Source organism: Thiopseudomonas denitrificans (assembly GCF_002866065.1).
In the GTDB taxonomy this organism is placed as follows: domain Bacteria; phylum Pseudomonadota; class Gammaproteobacteria; order Pseudomonadales; family Pseudomonadaceae; genus Thiopseudomonas; species Thiopseudomonas denitrificans.
On record NZ_LNJZ01000008.1, the window covers coordinates 132,538 to 153,300 of the forward strand.

19 protein-coding genes and 2 pseudogenes are annotated in these 20,763 nt (G+C 55.2%); 8 read left to right on the plus strand and 13 right to left on the minus strand.

Annotated features, from left to right (window positions below; all coding sequences use genetic code 11):
• The first annotated feature begins 3 nt into the window (after positions 1 to 3).
• A complete protein-coding gene (locus AR306_RS08305; protein ID WP_101497112.1) occupies positions 4 to 555 on the plus strand; it encodes a restriction endonuclease in 552 nt (183 codons plus the stop codon).
• A 45-nt stretch (positions 556 to 600) separates the two neighbouring features.
• Here the strand turns inward: AR306_RS08305 and AR306_RS08310 are convergent.
• The 8 genes and pseudogenes from AR306_RS08310 to AR306_RS08345 all read right to left on the minus strand — a co-directional run.
• Positions 601 to 786 (minus strand): annotated as a pseudogene (locus AR306_RS08310) (hypothetical protein); the annotation flags it as partial.
• Between the two features lie 31 nt (positions 787 to 817).
• Complete coding sequence (locus AR306_RS08315) at positions 818 to 3,406, minus strand: DEAD/DEAH box helicase (RefSeq protein WP_101497114.1); 2,589 nt, start codon at positions 3,404 to 3,406, stop codon at positions 818 to 820.
• 3 nt (positions 3,407 to 3,409) lie between these two features.
• Entirely contained in the window at positions 3,410 to 5,524 is a 2,115-nt protein-coding gene (locus AR306_RS08320; RefSeq protein WP_101497295.1) for a site-specific DNA-methyltransferase, read from the minus strand.
• A 19-nt stretch (positions 5,525 to 5,543) separates the two neighbouring features.
• A complete protein-coding gene (locus tag AR306_RS08325; protein ID WP_101497115.1) occupies positions 5,544 to 6,116 on the minus strand; it encodes a recombinase family protein in 573 nt (190 codons plus the stop codon).
• 308 nt (positions 6,117 to 6,424) lie between these two features.
• A pseudogene (locus AR306_RS13175) lies at positions 6,425 to 6,625 on the minus strand (integrase core domain-containing protein); the annotation flags it as partial.
• Between the two features lie 246 nt (positions 6,626 to 6,871).
• Positions 6,872 to 7,567 carry an inovirus Gp2 family protein gene (locus AR306_RS08335; RefSeq protein ID WP_101497117.1) on the minus strand — a complete coding sequence of 232 codons (696 nt, stop codon included), beginning with the start codon at positions 7,565 to 7,567 and terminating at the stop codon, positions 6,872 to 6,874.
• Positions 7,568 to 8,023: 456 nt separating this feature from the next.
• Positions 8,024 to 8,215: a helix-turn-helix transcriptional regulator gene (locus tag AR306_RS08340; protein WP_101497296.1), complete on the minus strand. Its 192-nt coding sequence runs from the start codon at positions 8,213 to 8,215 to the stop codon at positions 8,024 to 8,026.
• 535 nt (positions 8,216 to 8,750) lie between these two features.
• Entirely contained in the window at positions 8,751 to 10,052 is a 1,302-nt protein-coding gene (locus AR306_RS08345) for an ISL3 family transposase (protein ID WP_101497297.1), read from the minus strand.
• Positions 10,053 to 10,161: 109 nt separating this feature from the next.
• On the opposite strand from AR306_RS08345, the gene AR306_RS08350 reads away from it, so the two are divergent.
• Entirely contained in the window at positions 10,162 to 11,583 is a 1,422-nt protein-coding gene (locus tag AR306_RS08350; RefSeq protein ID WP_101497118.1) for a hypothetical protein, read from the plus strand.
• A 512-nt stretch (positions 11,584 to 12,095) separates the two neighbouring features.
• Positions 12,096 to 12,233: a hypothetical protein gene (locus AR306_RS13385; protein ID WP_166627843.1), complete on the plus strand. Its 138-nt coding sequence runs from the start codon at positions 12,096 to 12,098 to the stop codon at positions 12,231 to 12,233.
• A gap of 28 nt (positions 12,234 to 12,261) precedes the next feature.
• On the opposite strand, the gene AR306_RS08360 is transcribed toward AR306_RS13385, so the two are convergent.
• From AR306_RS08360 to AR306_RS13180, 4 genes are all read right to left on the minus strand, one after another.
• Positions 12,262 to 13,266, minus strand: coding sequence for an ArsA family ATPase (locus AR306_RS08360; protein WP_101497298.1), 1,005 nt, complete (start codon positions 13,264 to 13,266; stop codon positions 12,262 to 12,264).
• Between the two features lie 62 nt (positions 13,267 to 13,328).
• Complete coding sequence (locus tag AR306_RS08365) at positions 13,329 to 13,604, minus strand: cory-CC-star protein (protein ID WP_101497120.1); 276 nt, start codon at positions 13,602 to 13,604, stop codon at positions 13,329 to 13,331.
• A gap of 162 nt (positions 13,605 to 13,766) precedes the next feature.
• Positions 13,767 to 15,440: a carbon starvation CstA family protein gene (locus AR306_RS08370; RefSeq protein WP_101497121.1), complete on the minus strand. Its 1,674-nt coding sequence runs from the start codon at positions 15,438 to 15,440 to the stop codon at positions 13,767 to 13,769.
• Positions 15,437 to 15,640, minus strand: coding sequence for a hypothetical protein (locus tag AR306_RS13180; RefSeq protein WP_133539662.1), 204 nt, complete (start codon positions 15,638 to 15,640; stop codon positions 15,437 to 15,439). Before AR306_RS13180 ends, AR306_RS08370 begins: the two co-directional genes overlap by 4 nt.
• A gap of 104 nt (positions 15,641 to 15,744) precedes the next feature.
• Between AR306_RS13180 and ccoN the strand changes: the two genes are divergently transcribed.
• The 3 genes from ccoN to AR306_RS08385 all read left to right on the plus strand — a co-directional run bounded on the left by ccoN (position 15,745) and on the right by AR306_RS08385 (position 18,671).
• Positions 15,745 to 17,178 (plus strand): cytochrome-c oxidase, cbb3-type subunit I, encoded by a 1,434-nt coding sequence (ccoN, locus tag AR306_RS08375; RefSeq protein WP_101497299.1) that lies wholly within the window; start codon positions 15,745 to 15,747, stop codon positions 17,176 to 17,178.
• Positions 17,171 to 17,371, plus strand: a complete 201-nt coding sequence (locus AR306_RS08380) for a hypothetical protein (RefSeq protein WP_101497122.1) — start codon at positions 17,171 to 17,173, stop codon at positions 17,369 to 17,371. The genes ccoN and AR306_RS08380 overlap by 8 nt, the downstream gene beginning before the upstream one ends.
• Before the next feature lie 145 nt (positions 17,372 to 17,516).
• Entirely contained in the window at positions 17,517 to 18,671 is a 1,155-nt protein-coding gene (locus tag AR306_RS08385; protein ID WP_101497123.1) for an HPP family protein, read from the plus strand.
• Here AR306_RS08385 and AR306_RS08390 read toward each other — a convergent pair.
• The gene (locus AR306_RS08390) at positions 18,610 to 19,482 is read right to left on the minus strand and encodes a LysR family transcriptional regulator (protein WP_166627844.1); all 873 of its coding nucleotides are present in this window, start codon (positions 19,480 to 19,482) and stop codon (positions 18,610 to 18,612) included. The two genes, AR306_RS08385 and AR306_RS08390, sit on opposite strands and share 62 nt — an antisense overlap.
• A 159-nt stretch (positions 19,483 to 19,641) precedes the next feature.
• Between AR306_RS08390 and gmk the strand changes: the two genes are divergently transcribed.
• Together gmk and rpoZ are read left to right on the plus strand one after the other, a co-directional pair.
• Positions 19,642 to 20,271 carry a guanylate kinase gene (gene gmk, locus AR306_RS08395; RefSeq protein WP_101497125.1) on the plus strand — a complete coding sequence of 210 codons (630 nt, stop codon included), beginning with the start codon at positions 19,642 to 19,644 and terminating at the stop codon, positions 20,269 to 20,271.
• 214 nt (positions 20,272 to 20,485) lie between these two features.
• The gene (gene rpoZ / locus AR306_RS08400) at positions 20,486 to 20,743 is read left to right on the plus strand and encodes a DNA-directed RNA polymerase subunit omega (RefSeq protein WP_101497126.1); all 258 of its coding nucleotides are present in this window, start codon (positions 20,486 to 20,488) and stop codon (positions 20,741 to 20,743) included.
• The last annotated feature ends 20 nt before the right edge of the window (positions 20,744 to 20,763 follow it).

Here is a 20,763-nt window from a genome sequence, read left to right on the forward strand (position 1 = left end):
GTTATGTCTTCTCTGAGCCAGATCTTGCAAAGCTTTCGTGATCAAGCCGTATCCGAACGAGATAAAGGTACGGATTTTGAGCACTTGTGCATGGTGTACCTGCGTAACGAGCCGATGTACAAAGATTTGTATCGGGAAGTCATGACCTATGGTCAGTGGGCAGAATCTGAAGGTCTTAGCCAGAAAGACACTGGGATTGATTTGGTTGCCATCACCTTTCTGGATGAGGTGCACGCAATCCAATGCAAAAACTATGCGCCGGAATACAAGATTGCCAAGTCCGACATCGACAGCTTTTTTACCGCATCAGGCAAAGCCACCTTCAGTCACCGGGTCATCATCACCACCACTAATAACTGGACCCAAAACGCCAGTGATGCCCTGGAAAACCAAAACCCTCCCGTCAGCACAATCAAGCTTTCCGACCTTGAGCAGAGTCTAATCGACTGGGATCAGTTCAAAGTTGATGCCGCACCGGTATTCAAGGCCCAGAAAACACAACGTGAACATCAGGTTACCGCTAAAAGCGCAACCATCACTGTAGTAGCTGAATAAAAACGGATGCCGACGTATTGGGCTGTATCAAACCCTCTACATAGCAACTCTGTTGCGGTCAGCTAGTCCAATCACCTTGATGTCCAGAGCTTTGCATTTTTCCAGCAAAGCCTGGTTATATTCGGCTTCGTCCATACCGTGATCATTGCCACGGTATGCACCGTTGTAACTCACAGGGTTAACCTGGAGGGCGCAACGCCAAAAGCGAGCATAGGTGTATTGATCCGACATACGATAGACCCCAATTCATGTTTTTTGAATGCTAATAGTCTTCAGCAATTGAGTCGCCAAACAAGCTGCCAGCATCTGCTGCTGCACCGATTTGCTTCCGTACCTCGGCTTTGGTCAGATCAAGCACACGGAGCTTACCCTTCACCTCGGCCACCGACTCGATACGGCGGTATGCACTGGCGTGGTTCTCTGCATACATCGCGAGGCCTTGCAGCTTGGGCAATGCATCGGCTAGGTGGAGCCCGTGAGGATCTACAATGTCCGCGACGACTTGGCCATCTTGCTCGGCAAAGAAGATGAAATCCGGGCGCAGGATTTTGTATTGGCCAGCTTCCTGGTAGGCGATCCCCAGTGAGGACTGCCCTGGCTGCTGCGGGTTGCGATACCAAGACGTGAAACCCGGCCTGGCCGCTTCAGTCTCGACAACGGTACATTCCCAGTCATTCATGTCAGCCGGGTACTTGCCTGCTTGATCGCATAGCAAGTGACTATCCCAGACCGGGAAGACTCTCACCTTTCCATTTTCGTTCGCCTTGGTCGCCTCATAACGGGCCTCTGGCTTCAGCAACCCTGCGTCTTGCGGCTCCGTGCTCATTTCGATGATCTGCCGATAGGATTCCCTTCGATCATCACTCAGGACCTTGATCTGCTCCCGATACTTGGACAACCAGGCCTTCGCCAGTTTGTCCGCCTCAGCATCGAAATAAGCCTGTGCCTCCATAACCAGGCCCAAGCCAGCAACGGTTACGCGAGCTTCAACGATGGCTTCCAGGAATGCTTCCGGGTCATCATCCCGGTCGGCCTCCTGGCTTGCCAAATGGTCAACATAAGAATGGGCAATCGCAGGGCTGAAAATGCGCGCTGCACGGCGGTAGGCGTCGTCGATTACCGCCACGTCGGCATCTTCCCAGAACTGTTCCAGGCTGCGGCCCTTGCCCAGCATGTCCGCTTTCACGGTCTTGCCGTCCACAACCAACACGGACTGCCGCTTATCCTTGATCTTGGCTGCGTTGTCGGCCTGAAACTTATCCAGGGCTGCGTGCATTTCGGCATGGGCCAGCCTGCCTGCACCAGGGAGGATATCGTCGGACGCCAACTCATGGGCCAGCGCAGTCAACCTGACAGCAGGCTTGGCACCACGCTGCGGGCGTGTCTGCGAAGGTAACGCCTCGAATGCCTCCCACACGGCAGGCGAAACAGCGGGATTTGGCACCACTTCAATGTAGTCAATCAAGACGCGACCTGGCGTTGCCGCCTCGCTGCCGGTCGTCAACTCATCGACCACCTGCTCCACAGCCTTGCGATTGAATTTAGGCAGCAAGCAGTCCACCGCATTCAAGCGGTCATTCCCAGGGATACGGCGAGCCAGTGGCGACCGCACCAGACGGCCCAACAACTGCGTAATGTGGGTCTTGTCCTTGGCTGCACGGAAAGACACCATGACCTCGGCACGCGGGCAATCCCAGCCTGTGCTGATAGCATCCTTGGCAATCAAAACCCGCACCCAGGTTGACTCCTCGACTCGCTGAGGCTCGATATAAGGCACGTCTCGGTTTCCGAACCGTTGGGTGGTGTGATCGCCAAAAACATGCGCCACACTGGCAGAAGGCAACTCAGGGTAGCGCTCAAAAATGGTATCCAGCGCCCGCCCGATTTCATCGGGGTCAGGCGTGTTGGGAACCTGCAAAACCATCAACGGCACGACAATATGGGCTTCCTGCTGTTGCTTGGAGTAAGCAGCCCAAGCAGCTGTGGACTCTTTCAACTTGTCGGTCGCTCGACGCACCAGAACGGTATCGAAGTCACCAACATTGTCCGGTATATCCAGCAGGATGGTGTCTTTGATAAGGCCTGACTCTTGAACCTTGGAGGCATCAACTTCAACATTGGGCAGCTTGATATGCTTGCCTGCCGACTCAATCGCCTTGTTGAATCGCTCCACCGTGGCCGAGATACCCCATACCGCTGGAATGCCGGGCACGCTGCCCACGCCATTGATAAGCCGTTGGACGATAGTGCTCTTGGCGTTCTGGCTAGCTGCCGTCTGTGTTCCCATGCCTCGGTGCGCCTCATCCAGCACGAGATACAGCGTCAAATCCGGGTCTTCAATGGTATTCTGTATGGTGTCCCAAATGGTGTACGCACGCAGATCGGGGCGCATGTTGGGAAAAGTACCATCCAACTTGGCTGCCATTTCCTCAGGATCATGTCCGCGCACCAGAAGACTGTTTTTGCTGAGTTTCTGGGTATTGAGAAAGTAGATTTTCCCTGCCTGGAACTTCGGCCTGTTGAAGGTGTTTTCTACCACAACCAAGTCGGTATAGTTGATACGGTCACTGACCTCGATGAAGCGAAAGCGTGTCTGCTCATTCAGCGATGGGTCGTCGCTGAACCAGATTACTACTGCGCCAGGGTCGGCATCAAAGCTGAACTCGTCGTCACCATGAAACAGCGCCTCGAACGTGGCAGCAGCCATTACCGTTTTACCCGCGCCAGTTACCGCTGTAAGCGAGAACGCAGTCCTGTCGGCCTCGCCATGCCAAAGGCGGCGAGCCTTGCCCAGGTTATTCAAGGAGTCGCGGACGGCGTCGCGCTGATAGTCTTTGAGCGTGAACTTCATCCGTTATTCTCCGTTGGTAAAGCTGAAGTTGGTGAGATAAGACTCGTACAGGCGCACTGGCTCAACGCCATCGGGCAACCGCTTGGCGATTGCCTGGAAGCGGCGGTCATCGTCGGTAACGATATAGGCAATGCGTAACCCATCCACCTGGGCCAGTGCCTCGATAAAGGGTGTAGCTGCATCCACGTTGTTTAACAGTGCATAGGCATCGGCCACCGCCCAGCCATCGGCGGGCAGCTTCTCAATACGACGCCCACGCGCCCCAGCGCGCAACCACAGCAGCGGCGCAACTCGGCTAAACGCCAGGTTGTGGCTGACCGATAACGGGGTTTCATACGTCAAGGTGAAAAACTCGGCGTTCTCCTCGAAGCCATCCGACATAGGGAATTCATCAGTAAACTTGTAATCTCCCTTAATCGGCTCACCGTCCGGTATCTTCCCGGTGATAGCCGCAGCAACGCGGGGTTTGGTGATGTAGTCGCAGATGCCTAATTTTTCCCAGCCCGGATCGCCAGGCCTTAAGCCTTCTTTACGCAATGCTTTCTGCTCGTCAGCGGCAACCTCATTATTTGTTACTGAAATGCACTGGCGGCGCCCACCATCCTGCTTATTCAGGCGCATTACAGCGTGGGCCGTGGTACCTGAACCCGAAAAGAAGTCGAGAACTATGGCTTCGGATTTTTTGGCCACAAAGAAACGAAGTGCATCTTCGACAGCATAGAGCGATTTCGGAAAGGGAAATTTTCTATTCGGAATTAACGAGCGCAGCAATGTCGAGCCATACAAACCGGCGTCATGAGCGGGACTTGTCCAGACTGTTCGCGGCCTTGTTAATCGAACAGCCCCTTCCCTATGGCGAAGGATCAGCGCGCCTGACTCATCCTTCCCAAGAACATCAATCTCACCATTTTCAATGCGACGTTTTTCAGCCGCCCTAAGATAATTTACTGTAAATCGTGTCCCAGAGACATTAAGCCGAGCAGAGCCTTCTCGAAATGCAGCACGAACTGATACTGAGCCAAGTTGCCATGTATTCTCAGAACCATCCGGACGAATAGGCCAAACGGCACTGACATCCGGGGATGGAGGTTTTACCTCTTCTCTGTCAGCGCCCAACGGAATTGTCTCGCCTACTGAGTGCAAAGAGCCATCGGATCTTACCCATATCGGATAAAACAAATTTGGTCGAGCTTCTCGTGAACTATTCGATCCAGTTCTCATGAGAGAAAACCATATCGGGGAAGTATTCTTTACAGGAACCTCCTCCCCCGACATTGGGGCCGCCAACACACTCGACGATCCAAATTGGACGATAAATAGATACTCTTCAGTTCGCGTAAACTCATCAGGCCTCGCCACGCCAGCGCGAGGATTGATAACAGCAGTCACCATCTGAATGCGCGCATCTGGAAAGGTTTGCTCTAACAACAAACCCAACCGCAAATATTCTTTTTCGTCAATCGCAACTATTAACACCGAATCCACCGGATTCAGCAGCTCTTTCGCCACTAATAAGCGGCGCTCCATCATGGCCAACCATTTGCTGTGACGATATTGATCATCGCTTTCAACATAGTCGTTGTTATACTTCCAGTCCTTCGCCCCGGTGTTGTAGGGTGGGTCGATATAGATCGCATCAACATTGCCGCGATGGGTGTAGGTCAGCGCTTTAAGGACATGGTAGTTTTCACCATTAATTACTGTATGGCATGGCTTGTCTCCGCCACGCTGTACCTTGCCGGTACTGACTAGCCCTGGATAGATGGTGTCGCGGAACTCGGCCACCACCACCAGGTCATCCAGCGCTACGGTTTGGGTTTCGCTCTCTTCGGCACCTATTAACTCCAAAACAGCGGACTTCTTGGCTCTTTGGATACTCTTCACCTGCCACAGCCGCTGATCGCCCTTCTTGGTGGAACCACGCTCCGGCAATACGCGCACCTTGTCACCCTTCCGAATCGGTCGCAGCGGCAACTCTACCGCTTCTGGGCTATGACGCTCAAAGTTCAGTCCGAAGGGTAACCGTGACGACAGCATTTTGAACTCTCGATCCAGCTCGGCCCCTAACGCCGCGTCTCTGGCTTTTGCCTTGGCAATCAAATCTGTCAGTCTGGACACGGAATTACTTCTCTCTTCTTTATTGATGGCGCGGTTGTACAACGCCGCAATGCTTATAAATCGTTGTTCTCGATACGCCGTAGTCACGGGCCACTTCGGCAACGCTGGTATTTGGACCGCGAAGCAATGCCTTGATCTGGCGTATCTGTTTTGCGTCCAGCTTTGGTTTACGACCACCTGCCCGGCCTCGGGCACGAGCTGCGGCCAGCCCGGCTTGAGTGCGCTCCCTGATCAGGCCACGCTCAAACTCAGCTAGCGCCGCAAATACATGGAAAACCAACTTGCCCGCCGCGCCGCCTGTCTCGATTTTTTCTGTCAAGCTCTCAAAGCCAATGCCTCGTTGATCAAGGTCAGCGATGATCTGCACCAGGTCAGGCAAACTGCGGCCAAGACGATCCAAGCGCCATACCACCAGCGTATCCCCAGCCCGTAGGGCCTTGCGGCACTGTTCAAGCTCTGGACGCACGGCGTTCTTGCCGCTGATCGCTTCTTCGTAGATCACGCTGCACCCAGCCTGAGAAAGCGCATCGCGCTGCAACTCCAGGTGCTGGTCATCGGTCGATACGCGAGCGTACCCCATCCGTTGATTCATGGACGCAACCAGTACATTGAAAAGTTGACGGGTATCTTAACACTCAATAACGATAACAGCGATCAGAAAACATAGCATTTTAGAGTGTTCATAAAACCACCGTTTTATGAACAGTTACCGCCACCGGCTTCTTTCGTCTATTGCGGTGCACCTCCCTCTGCATACATCCGACGAATTGCTAGAAGTGAACCTAGTCGATTTCCTCATTTTGGAAACGTTACGCGTTTTCGAAGCAGACCTACACGAAGCCCTATTTGAAGAAAAGTCATTGCTCTTGCAAGAATATAGCCTCGGGTTCGATGTAGTGGTCAACTAATTCCGGACACATTTTTAAGTTTTTCTTCCGCAACTGCAGGAGCCAAGCCATCATTATGGACATGTGGCCGCTCCCAGTTGTAATAGCCCATCAGGTAGCTGCCAATATCGCTTGTAGCAGCCGCTAAATCTGGATAGCCGGTCTCTGGCATCCATTCCGTTTTTAAACTTCGAAACAGACGCTCCATTGCCGCCATCGTGTAATGATTTGATTTTATGTATCACGTTCCACCTCTTCATCAGCGGTTCCCGGCCAGTCAAAATGCCGTGAACCCTATCTGTTTTTTGGCCAGAAAGGCCACTCTGGGTGGGTCAAAATTAATGGCCAGAGGTGGGTCAGTTTAGATGGCCATTAACAAGCAAAAATCGTATATGCCCTATCCCCACAGGTGCATGCAGCGAGCCGACATACACTCGCTGCTTTTCCGCCCTATCGCACCTTACAGCTGGATACGCGGTCTAGCAAACCTGCTACGCGCTGCCCGCCTTTCTCGACTGGAACCAAACGAGTGTCTGCTACCCACCACTTTGGTTGAGACCTTCGCCAAATAGCTAGCTCGACGAAGCAGTCGATCTTGGCTGCCCACGTCCCCCTCAGTGACTCTGTAGATAGCGTTCTCAGGGAAATGCACCAGACCTAGCGCATCATCAACATCCATCCTTAAAGCTCCAGACCAAGCCTCCAGTACCCTGTTGAACAAGTTATCACGCCCCAGCTCATAAACACCGATAGCGTTGAAGGCATCACGATTCAAAAACAATACGAAGTGATAATGCACCCGTCCCCGTTGTGGCAACTCCCGGGCCCACACGTACCGTACCCCCGTCTCATGTACCCTTCCAGCTTTGGACTGACGAGCAGACTTGATTCGAGCCCATTTGATTTTTTCTTTAAGCGAACTGATAAAGCGATCAATCAGCCTGTCCTCAGCTAACCCCCACTCAATAGCTGGTATCTGCAAATCAAAGCGCACAGCAAAAGTTCTCGGATGTTCATCAAGGGACCGGTTCATTACCTCGATTATCTTATCCAGGTACTTAGCCACAAATGGACCTTTAGTTGCCATAATGGGATACCCTCTGTATTGAGCACCATGTACAATTTGGGATCTAAATTTACGTGTTAGGCTTTTCATGTTTTCCTCATACTACTAATCCAACCCAAAGCTATCAGGCACCAGTAGGCACATCGCCATGAAGCCAATAGCAATGGGTGATTGAGTTGTTTTTAAATGCTTAGATCACTAGCGTTGTTACTAGTGCTTGGTTGACTGGTCAGTAACTATTTCGTCACATGAGAAGCAAGAGTGAACCAATAGTCATCTCAGTGCATATACATCACAGTCATTGATGTGTTGAGTGGTAGGTGTGGAGTATTAAGGATTGAGTGTTAGGGGTTGGATGTGGACACTAGATGTATTCAAGGGATAAGTATTAGAGACACAATACTAATACCGACCTCGTTCTCTTAGACATGCCCCAGCTTTGAAGCGCCTGAGTTTACTTCCTCTGTTGACACCCCAGGAAACGGCCACGCTTTGTTATTCCAACCACTCTGGTAAAGCTGTCCATAACATGTGCAACCCTCCACTCTATTCACGAGTGGAGTCGCGCTCTGCAATCCGCCCCTCCAACCACTCATGGATCTCCGACTCGACCCAGGCTACGCAGTTACCGCCAAGTGGCACCTGCTTCGGAAAGCGACCTTCCGCTACGAACTTGTAGATGGTTGAACGTGCCAGGCTGGTCAGCTCCATGACGTCGCGCAGTTTGATGAATTTCATTTTTTGATCCTCGGTATGGTTGAACATACCAAGATCAATTTGTGTATTTTTTTAAGGCGGCCTGTGGGTTGCCATGAGCACAGTCCTTGAAGCTGCCTATTGGAACCTATACCCCCAAAGCACAGCCTTCCCTAACAACCACCTGGAACAGATCGGCAGCACCAGCTGGCCGGCACTCCTCCAAAGAAAGACTAAGCAACAAGCCGAAAAACCAGACCACACAGCACACTTTGAGGGGGCAGTAGATGCCATAGGCTCTCTAGAATCTGCCAGGCACATCATGAGGGTGTTTCACACATATACGGTCCACCGGGCCTGTAGCCAGGCTCATTATGAAAAAATTATGTATTACTTTCTGTATTACTTTAGTCTTTTAGTCGGATATTTTTGTATATTTTTACGTCGTGGTATATCGTCAGCCATCCGAGCACCAACGGTTGCCTAGCTGCTCTTAGCATCCGCTATTAGGGACGCTCAAGACCTACACACCGTAGCCAGCTTCCAAACCAGAAGGGACACAATGGGCTCTTCGCATTTAAGGGTGTAGCTGGTTTCTAAACCCTCCGGATTTCAGCAGGCACCTGGCGATGTAGTTGGTTAAATTTCTAAAGCCCAAAGCAGTGCCTCGCAAGTGTTCCAGCCGACCATTGATAGCTTCTGTAGGTCCGTTGCTGGTTCCTGGTCGGTCGAAGTAGGCCAGGATGCTATCCGCGTATTTTTTCAGCGTTTTTCCCAAGCCTTTCACCTCGATGAGCGCTTTGGGCAAGTCGCTGGCTGTAATGATATTTATGGCCTCTTGCATGAGTTTTTTACCACGCCTTCGATCCGGCTCGTTGTAGGCGCTGACCACCCGTTGGTACATGTTCCAAGTGCAATCCACTTCGAGGTGGTGCTCATCTGCAAACAGCTGGAACAGTTGCTTTTTGTTGGCGTCAGACAGGTAGCTGATCCGGGTCAGCAGCGTTCGACGGCTTTTGTAGAGCGGGTCGTTTTTACGCCCTCTACGGCCTAGGACGTCTTGTTGCACACGCCGGCGGCATTCATCCAGCATGTTGCTTGCCCAGCGCACGACATGGAAAGGATCCAGCACGGTTTGGGCTTGAGGCAGGGCTTCTTGCGCCGCAGATTTAAACCCCGTAAAACCGTCCATGGCAATGCTTTCGATCTGGTCACGCCAAGCCCAGGGACGATTGTTCAGCCACTGTTTAAAGGCTTGTTTGGAGCGGCCTTCCAGCACAGCCAGCAAGCGCGATGATCCGGTTTTGTTACGCACGGGTGTGAGGTCAACCACGATGGTGACGTACTTGTCACCACGGCGTGTGTGCCGCCAGACATGCTCATCCACACCGAGCACGGTCACACCGTCAAACCGCTTTGGATCATTAAAAAGCAGGCGCTGACCTTCGTTGATAATGGCGCTATTGGCGGTGTGCCAGGCAACGTCCAGATGGCTCGCAACACGGGATACCGACAAGTCATCCAGCACGATGGCAGCCAATGCCCAGCGTATCGCTCCATGGGAAAGCTTTGAGCGTGGCGGCGCAGCACTGCTGGTATCTTCGTGCCAGAAACAACCGCAAGTACAACGCCAGCGACGAATGCGCAGCAGCAATCTGGTTGGCCGCTGCCCGTAAGGCGCGTGGGCCAGATGCCTATCGATAGTGCCGCGTGAAAAGCCAGCAGCCCCGCACTTGGGGCACGGCTCAGGTGCTTTGGTGAAACGGCATTCTATAACGGCGCGTTCTGCACAAAGGTGTTGTCCAGTGGCAACAAGGCCGAGGTTATTCAGCTGGCAAAAGCTGGAAAGATAAGGGCTTGAAAAGGTAAGATTGTTCACGTCGGGGGCTTGGTTTTTGTTTGTGTAGGAGCTTACATTTTCTAGGTTCCCCGACACCTTTTCCAGCCGTCAGATTTTTTCTACACCCTCAAATGCGAAGAGCCACACAATGGGCAACACACAGAAAGGCGCCGCACCCCTGAAAGCCGACCTCCTCATGGAGAACAGCCAGGGCGCTCATCTACTCCAGCAGTACGGGTTTCGCATTCACAGCGAGCACGACAGCCTGAGAAAACAAATCAGAGATAGATTCATTTCTTTAAGCAGACATGACAGGAAAAAGGCTGCAGATGAGCTCAAAAAAAATTACAAAAAGCTTGAACACTCGCTAAAAATATATATAAAAAAACAAAACGATTTAGTTAAACTTTCTGCGCTTATTTGGCTAAGCTTTGAGTGCTCAATTAAAGATGAGAGTGAAAAATCCATAGAGCATGCCTGGATGGTGCTTGATGTAGACTACAAAAATAAATGCTCAGTGCTTTTAGACGCATCTTACTTTCCTCAGGAAGATTTGAATACGCGTATAAAACACGCTTTATTTTCCTTACCAACACAAACCCTAACAGCGATAGAGTTCTGCTCATTTCTCTATGAAAAAGCTCTACACGAAAAAAACACATACGCCACAAAAAGACGATTTGAATTATTTTGCAGCGAATACATTAAAAAAGATAACAGCTATAGCAAGCAGCGTAACATAGATTTAATTTTTTTCTTATCCAACTGCAATAAAATCCTCTTTCAAGGACACGAAATCAAGCATGACCAAATAACAATTCTTGTTAGTTTAATGGACCAATTTTGGGGCTCAACGAAAATATGGAGAAACTATTTTTTCAACCATTTAAATGACTGGCAAGAAATTATCATCTTGGATCACAAGGAGCTTTCAACATATAAAAACCTCAACCATTTGCGAAGCGCAGCAGCCAAAGTCCTCCATATGGAGCCAGCTGAAATATCACAAAGGATGGACATAGCTGAGAAGATAGATCTATTACACGGCTACAGCTTCGAAAGCTTATCTTCCAGAAAAAAAGTTTATAAAGAAATAAGCCGCATCTACACGAAAAGCAGCACCTCCCTTCTTCCACAAGACAAACCCAAAGCCGTTTCGTTAACCATTGACGAACTAGATTGTATAGCCAAGCTGCAGCACTCTTCCAAACCATCTACTCCAGAACTGATCAAGGAATGCTTACAACACGCCCTGAAACAGTACAAAGAAAGCCCAAATGACACAAAAACACAACAATTAAGCGCCAAAATGCGCAAAAACATCAAGCGAACATCCATTAGGCTGGACATGGACAGCAAGCGACTCCTCAAAGATTTGCTCACTGCCATCAACAAATCAAAAAACCCTCTTCCTCGTAAGCTAAGTGACTCGCTTGCCATAGGGATTGCCATAAGACTGTATGCAGAATCTAAGTCGCATAGAGAAATCAGCTATAGAGGGGCAACATATACGTATTCCGGCGAACGTGACCGCCGATTCCGCGGAATCATCCAAAATTGGTCACGATAAAACGGAACGGGCGGTCACGATGGCTCGGAATATGCTACTGATGGAGCGGTGGCCATTTTCCTGTGGCTACCTATGTGAAACGTCAACAGACCCTAGCAACTGGGGTTGTTTAGCCCAATTTCGGAACAAACAGCAGAATGAGTTGCTAGCCGCACCCACCAGCCTCACCAAGCCCTTGCAAGGGAAATCTACTTGCCTATCCGAAGCAGACTGGTGGGTAAAGGGGTGGGTAAATTTAAAAATGAGGCAAATAAATAAATGCAAGCAATTGAATAATAAATAATTTTAATTTTCACTCCACATTCAGATCCAGAACATCGAATGACCGGTTCAGAACGGGCAGAACACCGCTACGAAAAGCACACCCGGCACCCGGAAAGCCAGCTTCGGCGGCAGCCCCGCCCCGGATAAAATCCGCTGAAGCGGAATTGTTCATCAACGGTCTGCAACTATGCGGCCAGCAGTACGACCGGTTTGTATGGTGCCTGCTCAACATCCACAAACTGCGAACCGTGATGCGGCACCTCCGGCAGTTGCTGCAAGAAGAAAGCTTTTACGCAATGCCCGGCCAGAGCCGTGAAGTGCATGCGCTGTTCACCCGCATCCGTCTGCTGGCAGCTGGCGGCGAGCCGCAGCCAGCAACCCTGTAGTCTCCAGCTCCTGTGCACGCGGACGTGATCAGGCCAGCTGCGATGCCAGTGCGGACAACGCCTCCAGCCCCTGGATGTCCTGCTGCTGCAGCTCGACACGCTGGCGCGGCAGACCGGCAAAGCGCTGGTCGATGTCGGCCAGATACTGCTGCTGTTGCTGCAAACGGCTTTGCCAGAATTCGTTTTCCATCACCTGCTCGGGCATCACGCGGTTGACCAGCAGGCCGGCCACACCGATCTTGCCTTCCTGCAGAGAGTTGACGGCCCGCTCCGTTTCCATGATGGGCAACCGTTCCGGCGTCAGCACAAACAGGAAACCGGTCTTTTGCGGATCGGTCAACAGATGGCGCATGCGGTGGAACAGCCGCTGGCGCTCCAGCAATGTGCTGAGCAGCTTTTGCTGGCGGTCATCCAGCTCTTCCACGGCATGGGTAGCGGCATCTCCGGTCAGGCTGTCAATGCTGCGGCCCGGGGTCAGGTGCTCCAGTACCGAGCCCAGATGCTCGGCCCGCTTGTTGTGCTTGAGCAGCCCTTCGGTCCACACCGACATGACCTCGGGCAGCGTCAGCAGGCGCAAGGTATGGCCGGTCGGTGCGGTATCGAACACGATCAGGTCATACTGCTGCAGGCCGGCATCCAGCAAGCGGGCCAGGCGCTCAAGAATGGCGGCCTCCTGTGCGCCCGGTGACTGGCGGGACAGTTGCAGCTGGCGGCGCAGCTCGCCGACCTGGTCCGGATTCACGTACCGGCGCATGTGTGACAGGACGCGTTCCAGGTAGGCGTCCACCTCCGCATCCGGGTCCAGCTCGAGAACAAACAGGTTTTCCGCAAGGCACAGCTCCTTGCCGCCAATCGGGCGGGCAAAGGCATCCGCAAGGCTGTGCGCCGGATCGGTGGAAACCAGCAGGGTCTTGCGGCCCAGCTGCGCCGCCTTGACCGCTATGGCACAGGACAGGGTGGTCTTGCCCACCCCGCCCTTGCCACCACAAAAAAGCACGGACTTGTCCCGCACCAGTTGTTCAATGTTCAGCATCTTGGCACCTGCCTGATTCATGCAAGGAGGTACCGGCAGCTGCCGGCACCCGCCCTGGCCGGTTAGCAACAGGAAATATGGTCGAAGGGAGACTTTTCCATGCCCATGCGCACATGCCAGTCGTGAAAACGCTCCAGCAACAGCGGCTGTAACTCCAGCGTGTACCAGGACGCCGGGTTGGGAATGCCCATCATTTCGGAAAACACCAGCAGCATGAAAAGGTCATCCTCGTCACGCTTGGCGCGGGCGATGGCCGCCCGGTATGGCGCATTGTAGTAGGTGGTCAGCGCATGGTTTGCCCTGAGCACCCAGTCCTTGATATCACCCAGCTTGCTCATGCCGGTCTCCCCCGTGCACGTCCAACATAACTTTTATTGTACCCTGCCGCCCTGCCGGACGGTCCGGGCAGGATGCCGCAACGCAAACAGCCCGGATGCCCTTGTCAGGCGCAATCCGGGCTGTCGGGGTGTCCGGCTGCAGGCCGCAGCCTGCAGCAACGGTTAGTTGCTTGCGGCGACTTCGTGCTGCTCCTTGCGCAGCGCCGCAATGCACTCCAGCGCCACCAGTACGCCGGCAACCAGAACCACAACGGCCAGGCCGCAGAGGAACCACTTCTGCTGGCCGAAGAAGTCGTAGATCTGGATGGCCAGCGCCAGCAGGCCGATCACCAGAATGAAGGCCATGGGCGCAATCACGACCAGTGCGTTGGTCTTGCGACGCACCAGCATCACGGCGACCACCAGCAGGGTCAGACCGGCCATCAGCTGGTTGGTGGTGCCGAACAGCGGCCAGATCAGCAGGCCACCGCCGCCGTCCGCGCCGCCAGCGCCAAAAGCCAGCGCCAGACAGGCGCCCACGGACAGGAGGGTGGCAGGTGCGGCCTTCTTCATCCAGCTGATGTTATAGATTTCACCCCACTCCTGGAAAATGTAGCGCTGCAGACGCAGGCCGGTATCCATGGTGGTACCGGCAAACAGCGCCGCCATCACCGTCAGCATGGTGGCGGATACCTCGGGGCTGATGCCGGTACCGGCATGCAGGATGGTTCCACCACCGTCCACGAATGCTTTCAGGCCGCCGCCACCAAAGCTGGAGTAGACCTCTTTCCACTCCTCGAAGGTGGCGAAGCCGGCACTGGCCGCAATGATAGCCGCCAGCGCAAGGGTGCCTTCACCCAGTGCGCCGCCATACCCCACCAGACGGGCATCCGGTTCCTTGTTCAGCTGCTTGGAAGTGGTTCCCGAAGCCACAATGCCGTGGAAGCCCGAAATGGCACCACAGGCGATGGTCACGAACAGCAGCGGGAACAGGGAAGGCGTGCCGGCAGGCACGTCGGAGTTGATCATGGGTGCAACCACGGTCGGGCCGGCTACAAAGACTGCCACATACAGCAGGCCCAGGCCCACGAACAGCTGCAAGCCGTTGATGTAGTCACGCGGCTGCAACAGCATCCAGACCGGCAGCAAGGAGGCTACGGCCGCATAGGCAAACAGCAGCAGGATCCACAGCGCCCTGTCGGACAGGCCGAAGGCGGTTTCCGGCAAGGCCACGGGCACCTGCGGGCCGATCCAGATCAGCGTGTAGAGCACGATCACCCCGACCAGGGATACCAGCGGCAGGTTCCACTTGAAGCGGTAAATGGCCTGGCCAATCACCATGGCGACGGCAATGGCGCCCCATACGGGAACCACCGAGCCGGCATTGTTGATCAGCAGGTTGGCAATCACCACGCCGAACACCGCGTTCACCATCAACAGCACCAGGAAAATCACGATCATGAACAGGGAGCGGGCGCGTTTGCCGACCACATCGCCAGACAGCGCACCCATGGACTTGGCCTTGTTGCGCACACTGGCCCAGACCGCGCCCATGTCATGCACGCCGGCAAAGAATACGGTTCCCAGAGACACCCACAGCAGCGCGGGCAGCCAGCCCCAGATGACGGCAATGGCCGGGCCGACAATGGGTGCCGCACCGGCAACCGAAGTGAAGTGGTGACCCCAGAGCACAAACTTGTTGGTGGGCACATAGTCCACACCGTCGGTCATGGTGTGGGCCGGTGTTTTGAAGTCGGGGTCCAGTTTCAGGATCTTGCCCGCAACAAAGCGCGAGTAGACGAAGAAACCCGTGAACATCACGGCGAGTCCGAACACCGCCAAGACAATCGCATTCATGGTGCTATTCCTTCTTGTGGTTTTTGTACTACATGTTTTTGACATGCATAGGGCCAATATACAGCCACGTTCGCTCTTGTAAAGGGAAAGCTGTCAGCGGTGGCCCCTGCGGACCTTCCAGCAGCGCCGGCATGCACTTCCATGACACGGATAAACAGCCGCCATCCGTTTTGCTGAAGCCAAGCTGCAATTTTTTTCATTGGCTCGCATCCAGAACGGATAATAACCTTGACCTGAATCATTGCCGGAGGGCGTGGTTTTGAGTCCGTCTGTCTTGCAGACCTCTGCCGACCACGCAAACATCATGAAAGAAACACAAGAAACCCTTTACAACATGCAGGTGGTGCGCCAGTTCACGCTGGCCACCATCGTCTGGGGCGTGCTTGGCATGAGCATGGGCGTCTTCATTGCGGCCCAGCTGGTCTGGCCGGCACTCAACTTCGATACGCCGTGGATCAGCTTCGGCCGCATCCGGCCGATCCATACCAACCTGGTGATCTTCGCCTTCGGCGGCAGCGCGCTGTTCGCCACCTCCTTCTACGTGGTGCAGCGTACCTGCAAGGCGCGCCTGCCGTCGGATTTCATGGCATCACTGTTCTTCTGGGGCTGGCAACTGATGCTGGTGGCCATTGTCGCCAGCTATGCCATGGGCTATACCACCACCAAGGAATACGCCGAAATGGAATGGTCGCTGTCGATCGTGCTGACCGTGCTGTGGGTGATCTACACCTGGCTGTTCTTCACCCCCATCGCCCGTCGCAAGGTGTCGCACATCTACGTGGGCAACTGGTTCTACGGTGCTTTCATCATCGTCACTGCCATGGTGTTCATCATCAACAGCGCCGCCGTGCCGGTTACCGCGATGAAGTCCTACTCGATCTACTCCGGCGCCACTGATGCGCTGATCCAGTGGTGGTACGGCCACAGCATCGTCGGCTTCATCCTGTCGGTGGGTTTTCTCGGCATGATGTATTACTACGTGCCCAAACAGGCCGGACGGCCGATCTATTCCTACCGGCTGTCGATCGTGCACTTCTGGGCCATCATTTCCATCTACATCTGGGCCGGCCCGCACCACCTGCACTACACCGCCCTGCCCGACTGGGCGCAAAGCCTGGGCATGGTGATGTCGGTGATCCTGCTGGCACCCAGCTGGGGCGGCATGATCAACGGCATGATGACCCTGTCCGGTGCCTGGCACAAACTGCGCAGCGATCCGATCCTGCGCTTCCTGGTGGTATCGCTGGCGTTCTACGGCATGTCCACCTTTGAAGGCCCGATGATGGCGATCAAGACGGTCAACTCGCTGTCGCACTACACCGACTGGACCATCGGCCACGTGCATGCCGGCGCTCTGGGCTGGGTGGCGATGATCAGCATCGGCAGCCTGTACTACATGATCCCGCGCCTGTGGAACCGGGAAGCCATGTACAGCACTGCCCTGATCAGCCTGCACTTCTGGCTGGCCACCGCCGGCACCGTGCTCTACATCGCCTCGATGTGGGTCAACGGCATCACCCAGGGCCTGATGTGGCGCGCCATCAACGACGACGGCACCCTGAGCTACTCCTTTGTCGAGGCGCTGGAAGCCAGCCACTTCGGTTACGTGGTACGTCTGGTCGGCGGCAGCCTGTTCGCCTCGGGCATGCTGCTGCTGGCTCTCAACTGCTGGCTGACCCTGAAAGCCGGCAAACCGGCAACGGCTGCAGAAGCGGCCACGGAGGTGAGTCATGCTTAACCTGATATTCCTGTTGCTGATCGGCCCCTGGCTGTGGCGACAGTGGCGGCGCTACTCCAACCATAGCGAAGAGCTGCAGGCCGCCATGTTGCCATTCGCCGACGAGCCGTTGCAGGCCCGCCGCGTAGAGGCCGAGACCGGCCTGCCCTGCCTGCCCGAGCACCTGGAGCAACAAACCACACTGCTCGGCTAGGCCGGCCCCACTGGTTTTAACCAGTTGCAGCTTGCTGTTGGTCCCGGGGTTTCCACGACAACCCCGGTGACATGGCACCGGCCGGCCGCTCCGGGTTCCTGGCGGCAAACTGAATGATCTTCCACGTCCAGCTTTAAGGAGCAAAGTGAACGTCCTGCCCTGGCTCAAAGCCTTCAAACCGCTCGCCCTCAACATTCCCCCCAAAGAAGCCCTGCGTGCCGCCTGCGGGGCTTTTCTGTCCATCACCCTGGTCATGCTGGTCAGCCAGACGCTGTTTGACCAGCCGACCACCATGACTCTGCTGGCCGCATTGGGCGCCTCGAATGTACTGGTGTTCCTGACCCCTGCGACACCGCTGGCCCATCCCTGGTCGTTGCTCTCGGGCAACCTGATGGCGGCAACCATCGCCATTACCGCCAGCTTCTGGATTGACGAACCAATTCTGCGCGTCGGGGCCGTGCTGGCCAGCTGCATGCTGTGCCTGCTGATCCTGCGCTGCCTGCACCCGCCCAGCTGCGCTCTGGCTGTGGCCATCGCCCTCAATAGCAGCTTCACCCAGCAGTGGGGCTATATGCTGCTCTGGCCGGTGGCACTCAACTCACTACTGTTGCTGGGGTTTGCCATCGCTTTCAACAACAGCACCAATCAGCGCTATCCGCGCCAGCCTTTACCGGCTGTCAACCGCCATGACACCCGCGACCTGCCCAGCTGGCAGCGCACCCAGCTGCAGGAACAGGATCTGACCCACGCCCTGAACCAGATGGGGCGCTATGTCGATGCACGCATCGAGGATCTGGTCGAGTTGCTGCAGCTGACCGAACAGCAGGCGTTTTCCCGCATGTCCAACAACCTGACCGCAGCTCACATCATGTCGCGTGATGTCGTGACCGCGACGCCCGACATGCCGATCGAATTTGCCTGGGGACTGTTATCGCGACACAAGCTTGAAGCGCTGCCGGTGATCAATGACACCCACGAACGCAAGCTGGTGGGCATTGTTTCGCTGGTCGACTTCGTCAACCAGAAGTCCTTTGCCAAAATGCCCCGCCGCCGCTGGAGCCTGAGCCGGGGCAGCCGGCGGCGTCCACTCAAGCGCATCATGACCGAGCCCGTCATCAGTGCCCGGGCAGATACCAGCATCCTTGAGCTGGTCCAGTTGCTGTCACAACACCGCCTGCACCAGCTGCCCATTGTCGATGACCGGCAGCAGGTCATCGGCATCATCTCGCAGACCGATCTCATTCATGCGTTATATCGCTTGCTGGTACAGCGCTGTCATGTGGGTGCGGTGGCTGCCTGACCAGTTGGCCAATGCCGTGCAAGGCGGTCTGCAACTGCGGATGATTGCAGGCCTTGCGCGTCATCACATAAACCGGCAAGGAGAACTCGGGGGCTCCGGCAACGCGCATCAGCTGCCCGCTGGCCAGCCAGGGAGCAACCACCTGGCTACGAAAATAACCGGTACCGCCCTGCTCTAGCAGCAGTTGCAATGCCAGCTGGCCGACATTGGTTTCAATCTGCGCGTGCTGCGCCGGAAACGCCAGTTCGAACTGCTGGCGAAACGCCTCGCCCCAGTCGGTCTGGATGTGCGGTTCCGGGTTTTCCACGTGGCGTACCTGCACCAGGGTTTCTTCCATCAGCAAGCGCACATGCAAGGCCGGACGGTAACGCGCCTGGTGACTGAGCAGGATATCTAGGGTTCCGTTTTCCATCTGGTCCAGCAGCATGCTGCCCTGTCCGACCCTGGCCTGCATGTGCAAATCCGGCTGCTCCAGCTTCAGCCAGCTGAGCCAGCGTGTCAGCCAGGGCTGCCAGAGACCGGTTTCCGCTCCGATGCGCAGGGGCTCCTTGCGCTCGCAGGCCGACATGTTGCGCAGCGCATCCTGCCAGGTTGCCAACAATTGCTGGGCATGCGGAACAAAACGTTCACCGGCCGGCGTCAGGCTGGAACCACTGGCGCTGCGTACAAACAGCTGTGCCCCCAGTTGCTCCTCCAGGCTCTTGATGCGAGCCGTCACCGTGGTCTGGCTGACACACAGGCGCTCGGCCGCCAACACAAAGCTGCCGCCATATACCACCGTCAAAAAAGTCCGGGCCAGATTCAAGTCCATACAGGTCTCCAGAAGCATCTCGTGCACCAGCCGCACCGGGCACAGGCACAGGCACAGGCACAGGCACACAGTTGGCCGTAACCCTTTTAGTGTTACCGTGATCCTGTAGAATACAGCATTTACCCACGGCAGCTGCCAGAGCGGAGAGCAGGAACACACATGAGCAGACAAGGCACAGGCACCCTTTACATCATTTCCGCCCCTTCGGGTGCCGGCAAAACCAGTCTGGTCAAGGCCCTGCTGGATGACCTGCCATTTGTCCGCGTATCCGTTTCCCATACCACCCGCGCCGCCCGTCCGGGTGAATCCGATGGCGTCAACTACCACTTCACCAGCGTAGACGACTTCCAGGCCATGATCGGCCGCGGCGAGTTTCTTGAACATGCCGAAGTCTTCGGCAACTATTACGGTACCTCGCACCCCTGGGTAAGACAGACCCTGGCCCAGGGCCACGACCTGATTCTCGAGATCGACTGGCAGGGTGCCCAGCAGGTACGCCGTCTGGCACCTGATGCCTGCTCCGTGTTCATCCTGCCGCCCAGCACCGCCGCCCTGCGCCAGCGCCTGAACAACCGCGGGCAGGACAACGGGGACATCATCGAAAGCCGCATGCAGCAGGCCGCCGCCGAAATGAGCCACTATGTCGAATATGACTATCTGATCATCAACGATGATTTCAATCTGGCCCTGAATGAGCTCAAGTCGATTTTCATCAGCGGACGCCTGAAACAGTCCGCCCAGCAGCAACGTCATGGCGAACTGCTGAGCATGCTGCTGCAAGGCAGCTGACTCCGCTGCATCCTTGCGCTATCTGCTGCCGGCACAGGCTGCCTGTGCTAGAATGTGCTGTCCTGCCCGCCGTATCCTTGTTGATTTTCGCATGTGCCGCATGATCGCCCGGCAGGCCGGCAAACACCCTTCCCTTATTGGAAGCATTTTTTTACACTTATTTGCATAACGTGCAGCCGCCAACCGGCTGCCGGACTGAACTGGAGGATGCACCATGGCCCGAGTGACCGTTGAAGACTGCCTGGAAAACGTGGAAAACCGCTTTGAACTGGTGATGCTGGCGACCAAGCGCTCCCGCCAGATTGCCACCGGCGGCCTGGAACCCAAGGTTCCGCTGGAAAACGACAAGCCGACCGTACTGGCACTGCGTGAAATTGCCGAAGGCCTGATCAACGCCGAATCGGTCGCCATCGAAGAAGCCACCATCATGGACGAGCCGCTGTTTGCCGCCTTTGACGACAGCATCAACTGACTGGCAGTGCAGCCAATCGG